The organism is Chromobacterium indicum (assembly GCF_039708975.1).
GTDB lineage: Bacteria > Pseudomonadota > Gammaproteobacteria > Burkholderiales > Chromobacteriaceae > Chromobacterium > Chromobacterium piscinae.
Genome location: NZ_JAYFSJ010000001.1, coordinates 488823 through 499358, shown reverse-complemented (window position 1 = coordinate 499358; position 10536 = coordinate 488823). Strand labels below are relative to the sequence as shown.

General features: G+C 59.5%; 14 protein-coding genes. 5 read left to right on the top strand and 9 right to left on the bottom strand.

The window, feature by feature from the left end:
- From VA599_RS02480 to VA599_RS02450, 7 genes are all read right to left on the bottom strand, one after another.
- The coding region (locus VA599_RS02480; protein WP_346787556.1) for a DUF2523 domain-containing protein at window positions 1-272 on the bottom strand (272 nt) is incomplete at its 3' end.
- Window positions 273-279: 7 nt separating this feature from the next.
- The gene (locus VA599_RS02475) at window positions 280-1857 is read right to left on the bottom strand and encodes a hypothetical protein (RefSeq protein WP_346787555.1); all 1578 of its coding nucleotides are present in this window, start codon (window positions 1855-1857) and stop codon (window positions 280-282) included.
- A 160-nt stretch (window positions 1858-2017) separates the two neighbouring features.
- On the bottom strand, window positions 2018-2251 hold the full coding sequence (locus VA599_RS02470; RefSeq protein ID WP_346787554.1) for a hypothetical protein: 234 nt from the start codon (window positions 2249-2251) through the stop codon (window positions 2018-2020).
- A 43-nt stretch (window positions 2252-2294) separates the two neighbouring features.
- Entirely contained in the window at window positions 2295-2537 is a 243-nt protein-coding gene (locus VA599_RS02465) for a hypothetical protein (protein ID WP_346787553.1), read from the bottom strand.
- Window positions 2515-3933 (bottom strand): phage/plasmid replication protein, II/X family, encoded by a 1419-nt coding sequence (locus VA599_RS02460; protein ID WP_346787552.1) that lies wholly within the window; start codon window positions 3931-3933, stop codon window positions 2515-2517. The genes VA599_RS02465 and VA599_RS02460 overlap by 23 nt, the downstream gene beginning before the upstream one ends.
- Before the next feature lie 7 nt (window positions 3934-3940).
- A complete protein-coding gene (locus tag VA599_RS02455) occupies window positions 3941-4258 on the bottom strand; it encodes a hypothetical protein (protein ID WP_221664349.1) in 318 nt (105 codons plus the stop codon).
- Window positions 4259-4296: 38 nt separating this feature from the next.
- Entirely contained in the window at window positions 4297-5019 is a 723-nt protein-coding gene (locus VA599_RS02450; RefSeq protein ID WP_346787551.1) for a hypothetical protein, read from the bottom strand.
- 103 nt (window positions 5020-5122) lie between these two features.
- Here VA599_RS02450 and VA599_RS02445 point away from each other — a divergent pair, with 103 nt between their 5' ends.
- The 5 genes from VA599_RS02445 to arsB all read left to right on the top strand — a co-directional run bounded on the left by VA599_RS02445 (window position 5123) and on the right by arsB (window position 8825).
- Entirely contained in the window at window positions 5123-5527 is a 405-nt protein-coding gene (locus VA599_RS02445) for a hypothetical protein (protein ID WP_346787550.1), read from the top strand.
- Window positions 5528-5650: 123 nt separating this feature from the next.
- Window positions 5651-6175: a hypothetical protein gene (locus tag VA599_RS02440; RefSeq protein WP_346787549.1), complete on the top strand. Its 525-nt coding sequence runs from the start codon at window positions 5651-5653 to the stop codon at window positions 6173-6175.
- A 606-nt stretch (window positions 6176-6781) separates the two neighbouring features.
- Window positions 6782-7183: an ArsR/SmtB family transcription factor gene (locus tag VA599_RS02435; protein ID WP_429838478.1), complete on the top strand. Its 402-nt coding sequence runs from the start codon at window positions 6782-6784 to the stop codon at window positions 7181-7183.
- 15 nt (window positions 7184-7198) lie between these two features.
- Window positions 7199-7693, top strand: a complete 495-nt coding sequence (locus VA599_RS02430) for an arsenate reductase ArsC (protein WP_346787548.1) — start codon at window positions 7199-7201, stop codon at window positions 7691-7693.
- A 49-nt stretch (window positions 7694-7742) separates the two neighbouring features.
- The gene (arsB, locus tag VA599_RS02425) at window positions 7743-8825 is read left to right on the top strand and encodes an ACR3 family arsenite efflux transporter (protein ID WP_346787547.1); all 1083 of its coding nucleotides are present in this window, start codon (window positions 7743-7745) and stop codon (window positions 8823-8825) included.
- Window positions 8826-8990: 165 nt separating this feature from the next.
- On the opposite strand, the gene VA599_RS02420 is transcribed toward arsB, so the two are convergent.
- Both VA599_RS02420 and VA599_RS02415 read right to left on the bottom strand, forming a co-directional pair.
- Window positions 8991-9224: a hypothetical protein gene (locus VA599_RS02420; protein WP_144408724.1), complete on the bottom strand. Its 234-nt coding sequence runs from the start codon at window positions 9222-9224 to the stop codon at window positions 8991-8993.
- A 267-nt stretch (window positions 9225-9491) separates the two neighbouring features.
- Window positions 9492-10370 carry a CHAD domain-containing protein gene (locus VA599_RS02415; protein WP_346787546.1) on the bottom strand — a complete coding sequence of 293 codons (879 nt, stop codon included), beginning with the start codon at window positions 10368-10370 and terminating at the stop codon, window positions 9492-9494.
- Between the last annotated feature and the right edge of the window lie 166 nt (window positions 10371-10536).

Below are 10536 nucleotides of genomic sequence, written 5' to 3'. Positions count from 1 at the left end.
ATGATGAAGCGGATCGCGGCGGCGCTGACCACCGCCGGGAAGCCGATAGAGAAGGCGCACAGATCCAGGAAGTACCACGTCCCGGACGTCAGCGTGACCAGACTGGACGACACGCCGAAGCCGTTTGGCAGCAACGATTCCATGACCGGGACGAACTCATGCACGACGAAGAACATCGCGAAGAAGGTCACGAACTTGACGATGATGCTGCGCACCAGGAACGCCAGCGCGGTATTGAGCGCGGAAACCAGAATGCCGAAAAGTGGAGCCATGGCGACCTCAAGCGGAAAGGATGATGAACAGCGCGACCAGCATCCAAACGACCGACATCGTGGCGAAGATCGCCGCGCGGTTCTCCTCGGCCAGGTCGCAGTGCGTGGTCATCTGGATGGATTTGCCGAACAGATCGAACACCGGCTTGGGGCACTCGCCTGAATGGTTCGGCATGCGGAAGTTGCGCAGCTCCGGGAACAGGTTCAGCAACGGTCGCAGGATCTCGGCGGCGGACGGGATGTTTTCCAGGCCCGGCACGCCTACGCCCGGATCTGGCCCCAAGTCGGGTTTCGAGCTGGGTTCTGGGTTCGGCTTGGGATCTGGCGTGGGGTTCGGGGTGGGCGTCGGCGGCGTCAGTGGAATCGGATTGGGCGAAATCGGCACCGGCTGGCCAGGCGCGCGGGAGGGCGTGCTATTGATCATGTCGCCCCAGGTCGGGCGGATATCCGCGTTCTCGGCGCGCATCTTGGCGATGTCCTCCGCCGTGATGGGATCGGTCGCCGAATATGGCAGACCATCGTAGCCAGGCTTGCCCGCTGCCTGCTGCCAGAGGCGATTCGCCAACTGGGCAATCAGCGCATCCGGCACCGGCTGTTTCAGGTCGTCATCGGTCAGCGACTTGACCACATCCTCAAGCGTGCCCGTTGTCGAGGTCGGGGGCTTGTAGGCCTCGTTAGGCAAGAGATAGACCGTGGCACCATCGAATTGAGTCGGCCCGCCTCGGTCGTACTCAAACCGATAGATGCCATACCAGCGCTTGCGCGGCGTGGGGTTCCATGGGCCGGGCCAGCCAGGCGGCGCGGGCTGCGGCTCTTCCAGCTGATAATCAATCGGCTTCAGCCAGGTGACGCGGCAGTTGTTCCGGTTGTTGCTGGGTTTGCATAGCGTGTTGAGCACATGCGCCTGATACTGCTGCGTGGCGTCGGCCCCTGACATCACGAACAAGGCTTGATTCGTGGAAGACATGGACAGCATCCAGAACGGGAATTGCGGGCCGGCAACGGGCTGGGCGGCGCAATCGGAGCTGAGCGAAGCATTGCATAGCGGGCTGCGGTAAAGCTGGATAGCGCCAGCGCCAGGCACCGGCTGCGGCTGCGGCGTGGTGGGATTATCCGTAGCGGTTGCAATGGACAGCGTCAGCGCGGCGGGCTCCGGCTGGCCGTTGGGCATCAGCTTGGGTGTTTCCTGGCCGTTGGGGCCGGGCACCGTGGCAGATTCCTGCGTGAGCTTGTACGCGCCCCAGGCGACCGCACCCACGGCGGCCACCGCTCCCACGCCGAGGGCGCAAGTCAGCCACACCGGCGCGCCGGCGACGGCGGCAATCGTCGTCACCGCCGTACTGGCCCACATGGCATCGTTCGCCGCGTTGCCGATATAGGTCATGGTGCGTGCGAACACGGCGTCATTGGCGGCATACATCACACCCCGGCGCTCGAGGTTCATCACGACGGCTTTGCCCACGGCCCGGTTAATCACCCCCTCAAACACGGGCGCCAGCGCCAGCGCGGGACTGGCGTAAACCTGCTGCTGGAACAGCACCGACGTCAGCGAAAAAATCAGCACAATCCGCTTCCACAGTTTCATATCAGTGCCCCCGCAATCCCAGGACGACCACGAAGCCGCAGACCATGCCGAACGCAAAAACAAACAGATACCAAAGCGCATTGATCGACATTCCATCCTCGCGAAAAAAAGGGACGCCGAAGCGCCCCGAAGTCCAACAACTCGTTTTTGACCTGCTGCGTTAGGCGCTCTTGACCATACTCAGCACGATTTTTGCGCCCTTGATTGCCAGGTAGACCACAGATAGCAAGCCCGCGATGGCCAGCACGGCGGTAACGACGGTCCCAAAGTCGATATTGCTGGTCAGCGGCGTTAGATCCGGGCCGGTAGCGGCAGCTTTGGCAGCGGCGGGAGCCAGCAGCGCGGCAACCGGAGCGACAACAGCGAGGGCGGCGGAGAAAGATTTATTGAACATCACGGATTTCCTTGTATATCCCGGATTACGTCCGGTGCGTGGGTCAGGCTCGGCGCAGAAAGTCGAGCACTAACCCGATGGAGTGACTGACCAGCCAGAGGCCGACAACAGTCGAAAAAGCGAAGGCCCAAATCGCCGAGGCGTTGCCGTAATCGAACGGCGCATTGGCAGCCTGAAATTGTTGGTAATCGGCGGGCTGAAGCAGGATTAGCCCGCTGCACTGCTCTACCGGCGTCGCGACGGTGCGCAGCTGGCCAGCGGCATCAGCGCTGGCGCAGATGGCCATGACCGCCCTCCCCTGGCTGACGGCCGCCGCGTGAGGCCTGGTAGTAGCTCTGTGATGGTGACGAGAATTGCGCCGACTCCAGCGGGGGCGCGGAAGTGTCGCGGGCCGGCACCTTGTAGTCGCCCAGCGCCTGCGTGAAAGCGGCCAGGCGGTCGGGGTCGTCGATCACATTGCCGTTGCTGACCATCAGCACCGGAGCCTGTTCGTTCGCCGCGACGGCGGCCATGCGCTCCAGCTGCTCGACCTTGCGCAGCGACTCGGCTGTCTCCTTGCGCACTCGGTCCACGTACAGCCGCTGCTGATGCGCCCAATACCATTCCGGGCACTCCAGGGGCTTGGCTTCAATCACCTTGATGACGTGATTAACCTTCTCGAATTTGGCCAGCGGCTCGCTGATATCGATGCCGTATTCGCGCAGTTGCTTGGCGTGGCGGTAGAACGCCGATTTGCTCATGAGGGGGCGCACATCTTCGCCGCGCAGGTAGCAGGCGGCAGTCATGCGGATCTTGGACGGCAAGCCCTCGATGTCCAGGCGGGTAATGTCCTCGCGGACGCGGTTCAACAAGGGGTCGACCTTGCTGGCGTATAGCTGAACCACCTTTTCCATGGTGATGTCTCCGAGATAGCGCAAACCGGCATCACGGAGGAGGAGCCGCTTAGCTTTGAGCTCTACGCGGACCACGCCGTTTTCGCGCGCGAATTGAAAAACAGGGTCAGTTTTGATTTCGGTTTTGGAGCGCCCATGCATGTGACCAGGGGCGAGCATTTCGATGTGCTTGATATACGCGGTGAGCTTGTAGCGCCCGCCTTCAGATCCCCAGGTGCACGCTTCGGGGCTGTGGCGGCTGCGCTTGATGTTGCTCATGGACTGAGTGGAGAGCCAGCGCACAAAGGCGGTGGCGTTGTCTTCCGATCCGGTGGCTAGGTTTTGCGTGACATGCAATTCGCTGATGGTCGCGCCAGTCCATTGAATCAGATTGACGCCGTGTTCCAGATCGTAAGTGGACGGGTGCGAGTTGATGACCCGCTCGCCCTTGGAGAACGGCGGGAGGCGATAGCGGCCTAGGATCTCGTTGCACTTGGCAATGGTGGCGTCCAGATCCAGGTTGTAGAGGTTGTCGGCCCGATCCATCCGGCCCACGTTGCCCTCAATGCGAACGGTGAAACCGTCGCTTTTCACCATGACCAGGCTATCGAAGCTGCCACGGATGGCCAGCTTGGAGGTATTGCCCCACTCGGCATCCTCCACCAGCTCGCCGGTTTCCATATCCCTGCCCCACTTCCCGACGACACCGCTATCCACAATCGGCAGTACCGGTTCGACTTCGCCCGTTTCAGGGTTCAGTCGGCCCGGATGCCGCTGTGAAATATTGATGTAGTCGATGAAGTAGCGCATGCGCGGTTCAGCCCTTGGCTTGCTGCTCTACCAGGGGTGTCGGCTGCTGGACGCCGGAAATCACGGCTTTGAGCTTGCCGGCAAACATTTCGTGATCAATCACCAGCTTGACGCGGCAGGGGTATGTCAGCGACACAAACGCCGATTTGGCCGACTCGGACACCGGGATTTCCACCGCCTCGTAGCCAAAGCCTTGTTTGGAGAAATTGTCTTTGGCGACATTGCCGGCCGGGTTCAGGACGATGGCCGACAGAATGTCAAATGGGCGTTGCGACTCTTTGGCGATGCCTTTGGAATGGGTGAAGCCTGCAAGAAGTGCGTTCATTGAAAGTCCTCGGAGGGTAAAGGGCCGGACCGGCCAGATTAAAAGGCGTAAACGCCGTAACGGGTTTCCAGCACGAACAGCCGGCGCATCCACTCGCAACGAGTCTCGCGGGCCTGTCCGTAGCCGAGTAGAAAGGCGGGTTTGTGGCCGTGGCGGCGAGTCAGAAGCTGGTCAGCCACCTGAAGCGCCCAAATGCTCATTTGTTTGTCTGCGCTCTGGTAGGCGACCTCCAGGGCGGCAATCAGATCCGCGCCGGAGGGGCCGAAATCCCACGCATCAGCGGGTACTGACATTTCAACAGTTTGTGATAAGTCAGGACATTTGACTGAGTTCAGCCCCTGGCCCTCTGCTGCTGATAGCAAGGCTGCTTTCAGGCGTATGGCATTGGATTTCAGGCGGCGAAAGTTGTGGATGGCGGAGTCGGCTCCACTGTGCAGGAACCAGAAAAACAAGATGTCGCCGGAAGCCTGCGTATATAGAACGAACTGGGAGGCATAGCGGCGGCGTGCCGGATGCTCCGCCATTTTGGGCGAATGCGGCTTGTGATCCCGGTAACAGCCGAAGCCCCACGCTGCGGGGCGGCCGAGGCGATTGGCGTGAGAGCGGAGGCTCAAGCGGGAAAAGATGGTTCTGTGGCGAGGGCGGGAGAACCCGAAGTAGCCGTAACGACCTGCGCGCGAGTAGGAGAAGAACAGCTCGCCAAAGATGGGGTATCGGGACGGTTGCTGAGTGGTAAAAGCAACAACTGCTGCTCGGTACATGCGGTCTCCCCTGCTAAAATCCAGAACATCCAGTGATGTTTGCAAGCGCAAACTGTTTAATCATGGTATTCAGTTTGCAGATGCAAACGCAATGGGAGGCGAGTTGAAACAGAGCAGCGAATTTCTGAAAGACGCCATAGAAATGCTTGGCGAGGAGAACGACAGCAAGGCGGCGGCGCGACTGAAAATTGCCAAGTCAACTCTGAGTCTGTACCTGAGCGGCACTAGGATCATGGATGACTTCGCTTGCGTGATGGTTGCTGAAGCGCTTGGTATTGATGCAATGAAAGTTATTGCAGCGGCGCAAATGGAAAGAGAGAAAAACGAGGAACGGCGAGAGGTTTGGCTAAATCTGCGAAAAAAAATCGGCGCTCTTGGACTCGCAGGATGGGTTACAGGGGCGGCCCTCCTCGCACATCCTGACATTGCCCGCGCAAGCTACGACATCGCGTTCCTGCGGCCTAATATGGCTCCAGAGCAATCTATATTATGTCAAATCTTGTGTTAAGAAGATTATGGAGGGGATTCGTAAGCAAACTACGAAGATGCTGGTGACACGATTCATGTCGCTCCTACGCAACACTCGGCAGAAACTGACGCAGTTCTCTCACCTCGCGCCAGTTTCTGCATCATGACTAGACCGTTTGCGAACTTCCATTGCCGCCCGGACGACCTCTACCGGGCGCTTTGTTTTGGTGACATTGAGGAAATGGCCGCCGAACTCGGCGTCAGCGCGCAACAGCTGGCCTACTGGCGGCGTGGACGCGAGCCCGTGCCGAAGGCGGTTTTTCTGTGGCTGAACCATCGCTCTGATACGACCTTGGGCAAGCAGTTCGGCCCGTTCTGGGGGTTCCGCCTCAGCCGTTACGGCGAGGCCCTGGAGTGTCCGGCAACCGGCGTTCGCATCCCCTACGACGAAATCGCCATGTTGCCGGAGTACCGGCGCTTCTCTGCCGGCGAGTCGGCGCGATGCCGGTCAAACATGTTCGGCTTGCGCGAGCTATCGCCCAGCATCTGGATGCCGCCGCCCTGCTCTTTCTGCGCTGGCGCAGGTTCTATTTTGGCCACGGGCGCAGGCGCTTCCCTATTCACCTCTGTATATGGATTGAAGCGCGGCGCGTTCATCTCTTCCCGGCATTGCGCTTCCGACATCTGAATCCGCGTCCCCTGCTGGGTGTAGGCGTGGCAGGTATGGCGATTGGCGATTGGCGATGAAGGCCACCGCTTGCGGCATCTGTTTGACCTGGCGCATTTGGTCATACGCCGGCGCGGTTTCGGGCCGGCCGGCCAAGCGCGGGTTTTCGGCTTCGAACAAGCTAGCGGCGGTCACGGCCGCTTGCGGCGTGGCGGTGGCTGTCGGTAGTGCTGGCGCGGCATCGGGCGAAGCCTGGGTGGCGGGAGCCGGCTTGCCGGCGTCCGGGTCCATCTTGTTGCTGATGGAACGGAACGACAGCCAGCCGAGGGCGAGCATGGCCACCAGGGCAGCGCCCAGCAGCCAGACGTAACCAGGGATGCTTTTGCTTTGCTTCAGGTGCAGCGAAGCCGACTTGTATTGCTCGAAGGCCTTCTTGGGCAGCTTGTAGCGTCAGCGGGCGGCAACGTCGCGCGAGGCCTTGGACTTGGGGTCGCCGCATTCCGACCATTCGTAGAGCTGGTGGCCGAGCGCCATATTGCGGATGTGCAGATGGCGCCCGATACCGGTAGAACTGCCATGGGTATGCCCGCTTCGGCATGTTGCTGAGCGGGATTTTCAGCAGCCGAAATGAGGGTTAATCAAATCGGTCGGGCTTCCGGCCTTGACCCTGCTAATTATTTCTATAAAAATAGAAATATGGAAACAAAGAGCGCTGTTACCATTTTGGCTGCCCTGGCGCAAGACACTCGCCTGGCAATCTATCGGCTTCTGGTCCAGCAAGGCTCTGAAGGCCTGGCAGTCGGCCAGATCGGGGAGCGGCTTGCCGTGGCCAATGCCACGCTGTCCTTTCATTTGAAGGAGTTATCTCATGCCGGCCTGATTTTGGCCCGGCAAGAGGGACGTTTTATCTACTACTCAGCCAACTACGAGCAGATGAATGCCTTGCTGGGTTTTCTGACTGAAAACTGTTGTCGCGGCGAAGCCTGCGCACCGGCAAGCAATGTATCTCCCTGCGACGGCGCTTGCTAAAAAGGAGAGCTCGCCATGAGTCAACCTGCTGTGAATGTGCTGTTCTTATGTACGGGAAACTCCTGCCGCTCCATCCTGGCTGAAGCGGTTTTCAACCACCTGGCACCGGCTGGATGGCATGCGATAAGCGCCGGAAGCCAGCCGACAGGCCAAGTTCATCCTCGCTCGCTGGCTTTGCTAACGCGAGAAGGAATTGCCACCGATGGCTACCACAGCAAATCCTGGGATCACCTGCCGGTTACGCCGGATATCGTGATTACGGTATGCGCCAGCGCTGCCGGCGAGACCTGCCCCGCCTTTCTGGGGGCGGGGCTGCGCAGTCATTGGGGGGTAGACGATCCGGCTCACGCAATAGGCAGCAATGAAGAAATTGATGCGGCCTTCCTGGCGGCCTATCGCATCCTGCGAGCGCGAATTGAGCCCTTTCTAGCGTTGCCATTGGATACGCTGAGCCAAGATCCGCCGCGCCTCAAGGCGGAGCTGGAGCGCATCGGCACGCTGCACCGCTGAATCAGCCCTCGCGGCATCACACACCTCCCCCTATTCTGCGGAGAATGGCATGTCCTCCCCTTCTGAAGTCGCCGGCGGCCGCACCGCCAGCACATCTCTGAATCTGTTTGAACGCTATCTGACAGCCTGGGTCGCCATCTGCATCGTGATCGGAATCGGCCTAGGGCAGCTCTTCCCTTCCGCATTCCACATGATTGGTGGTTTGGAAATCGCCCAGGTCAATTTGCCGGTAGGCTTGCTGATTTGGGTGATGATTATCCCGATGCTGTTGAAGATCGACTTTGGCGCGCTGCATCAAGTCAAGGCGCACACGAAAGGCATCGGCGTTACCTTGTTCATCAACTGGATGGTGAAGCCGTTCTCGATGGCCTTGCTGGCTTGGCTGTTCATTCGAGTCTGGTTTGCGCCGCTACTGCCGGCTGAGCAGTTGGACAGCTATATTGCTGGCCTGATCCTACTGGCGGCCGCGCCGTGCACCGCCATGGTGTTTGTCTGGAGTCGGCTGACTGGCGGCGATCCATATTTCACGCTATCCCAAGTTGCACTCAACGACCTGATTATGGTGTTTGCCTTCGCGCCACTGGTCGGCCTGCTGCTGGGCGTCTCCAGCATTGCCGTGCCGTGGGCCACGCTGCTGACCTCGGTGGGACTATACATCGTGGTGCCAGTGCTGATCGCGCAGGCCATTCGTAAGGCACTGCTGAGCAAAAGCCAAGCGGTATTTGATGCCACGCTGCATCGCATCCAGCCATGGTCGATCACGGCGCTATTGCTGACCTTGGTGCTGTTGTTTGCCTTCCAGGGTAACGCCATCCTGCAACAGCCCTTGGTGATCGCCCTGTTAGCCGTGCCTATTCTGATTCAGGTGTTCTTCAATTCAGCATTGGCCTACTGGCTCAATCGCCGCGTCGGAGAAAAGCATTCAGTGGCCTGCCCATCCGCCCTGATCGGCGCTTCCAACTTCTTTGAGCTGGCCGTGGCGGCAGCGATCAGCCTGTTCGGCTTCCAGTCGGGCGCGGCCCTGGCTACGGTGGTTGGTGTGCTGATCGAGGTGCCGGTAATGCTGCTAGTCGTCCGAGTTGTCAATGCGAGCAAAGGCTGGTACGAGAGGAGCGCATCGGGCTTTCAGTAACAAGAGCGTCTGTGACTGGCGGCTGCAATGTCATTGAAATTTTACTGGACTAAGAACAGGGCGGAAACGGACGGTTTTTGGTCAACAAGGGGAACCACGGGCAATGCCAGTCACCCGTCCAGGCCGGCTCGCCGGCCTTGGTGGGGCATTGTGGCAGCGGCGACGTCACCACATTACGGGATTGCCCAGGCTCTTGAAGGACATCTTTTCCAGGATGGCCCAGCTTGCTTCGTCTTCAGTCCACGCAAGCGGGACGGCAAGGGTATGAATTTCTCCAGCCTTGTCGCGCGTAGTCAGGTAAGCCCGATACCCTAGCCGATCCAGCTCGGCCTCATCAGCCACGACCCGGTGCTGCTTGTCAGATGCGCCACCCATAAAATCAACAATCAAGCCTTGCATGGTGCCCACCTTTTGTGAGGACATACTCCCAATCTAGCGCTGGCGAAAGCATAGGGATGTACGAGGAAACACTTAATGAGACCCGTCAAAGGCGGGGCGTTGCTTTCAAATCGTTGCCGGCCAGATGCTTGCGCCCTGCTCTCAATTGGTTTGCGCGTAATCAGCTGCAACTTTCCCGCATCGATGTCACGGGAGGACTTCTATCCCTGTCAGCCTTAGAGGACAAGCGAATTGTCTGTCCGTGGGCCACGCTGACGCTTGATTGTTTTAGAAAGCGAGCATCTTCGCCTCTGCTTGGTCGGCTCGTTCGTCCAGCCGTTGTTCCAGAAGAATCCGGAGACCTTCCGGTTCAAGGTGTTTGCACCACTCTCTGGCGGAAACGGCGTCGTTATAATCGCCCAAAGCTTGCAGCAAGCCGCGCAACTTGTTCAGAAAGCGCTTGTGGCTGCCATTGAGTTCCAAGCCTGAAAAGAACTCGATGGCGTAGCGCAGTTTTTTGCCTTGCTTGCGTAGTTCGTGCAGCTGTTCGGCGGAATGTCCTTTTTGCTTCCATAGTCTGCGCATGTCCGCCCGCTGGCGTTTCAGCGCGTGGCTGGCGAATCGCGGCAGATTGTCGAGATGCGAGGGCGGCAGGCTGGTTAGACCATCCAGCAGGCGGGTTGGAAGCGTGCGCCATCGGCGGGAAGCCAGCGCCACGCGGCAGGCCGCTCGGGCATCCCATCGGGCGGCGCTCAGGGCGGCCAGGGCGGGTTTCATAGTTTCGCTGGATAGGCCGACCTGAATGGCCGGCAATGTTTCCAGCGCCAGCACATCCAGATCACGCGCTTTGCCGAATATGCCCGCCAGCCATTTCAGGTCGCCGGCTATGGTTTTCCACCTTCGGCCGCGGATTAGCGGCGCAAAGGTTTTGAGAGCGGTTCTCAGCCGCCGGATGGCTACCCTGCCCTGATGGATAGGCTCGGCGTCATTCCCTTTGCCAATGCTTGGCGTGTTGGCCATGAGTTGGCGTAAGCACTCCAGTGCGATGTGTTTCAGCGCCGCCGCGCAGCTCATTGCGGGGCGCAAGCGTGGAGTGCGCGCCTGGGTACGGCTGCGCATCGAGTAGGAAAATGGACGCTGTTGTCGTGCGAAGTGTTTTTTTGCCATGGCGCATGTCTCGACTGATCGGCGATGCGGGTATTCATGACCGAGCTTGCTCCCCCGGGAAGTCCTTCCTGTCCTCATTTTTATTCATGAGTATTTTTCAATGCATTGCGAATCTTCGCCGACGGCTGAGTGGCCATCGCGGCTACAAACAATGCGTAAAACCATA

What these genes read in the sequence shown, in the direction of transcription:
- VA599_RS02475 (WP_346787555.1), bottom strand. Translation starts at nt 1,857, where the DNA reads ATGAAACTGTGGAAGCGGATTGTGCTGATTTTTTCGCTGACGTCGGTG.
- VA599_RS02470 (WP_346787554.1), bottom strand. Translation starts at nt 2,251, where the DNA reads ATGTTCAATAAATCTTTCTCCGCCGCCCTCGCTGTTGTCGCTCCGGTT.
- VA599_RS02465 (WP_346787553.1), bottom strand. Translation starts at nt 2,537, where the DNA reads ATGGCCATCTGCGCCAGCGCTGATGCCGCTGGCCAGCTGCGCACCGTC.
- VA599_RS02460 (WP_346787552.1), bottom strand. Translation starts at nt 3,933, where the DNA reads ATGCGCTACTTCATCGACTACATCAATATTTCACAGCGGCATCCGGGC.
- VA599_RS02455 (WP_221664349.1), bottom strand. Translation starts at nt 4,258, where the DNA reads ATGAACGCACTTCTTGCAGGCTTCACCCATTCCAAAGGCATCGCCAAA.
- VA599_RS02450 (WP_346787551.1), bottom strand. Translation starts at nt 5,019, where the DNA reads ATGTACCGAGCAGCAGTTGTTGCTTTTACCACTCAGCAACCGTCCCGA.
- VA599_RS02440 (WP_346787549.1), top strand. Translation starts at nt 5,651, where the DNA reads ATGACTAGACCGTTTGCGAACTTCCATTGCCGCCCGGACGACCTCTAC.
- VA599_RS02435 (WP_429838478.1), top strand. Translation starts at nt 6,782, where the DNA reads ATGAGGGTTAATCAAATCGGTCGGGCTTCCGGCCTTGACCCTGCTAAT.
- VA599_RS02430 (WP_346787548.1), top strand. Translation starts at nt 7,199, where the DNA reads ATGAGTCAACCTGCTGTGAATGTGCTGTTCTTATGTACGGGAAACTCC.
- arsB (WP_346787547.1), top strand. Translation starts at nt 7,743, where the DNA reads ATGTCCTCCCCTTCTGAAGTCGCCGGCGGCCGCACCGCCAGCACATCT.
- VA599_RS02420 (WP_144408724.1), bottom strand. Translation starts at nt 9,224, where the DNA reads ATGCAAGGCTTGATTGTTGATTTTATGGGTGGCGCATCTGACAAGCAG.
- VA599_RS02415 (WP_346787546.1), bottom strand. Translation starts at nt 10,370, where the DNA reads ATGGCAAAAAAACACTTCGCACGACAACAGCGTCCATTTTCCTACTCG.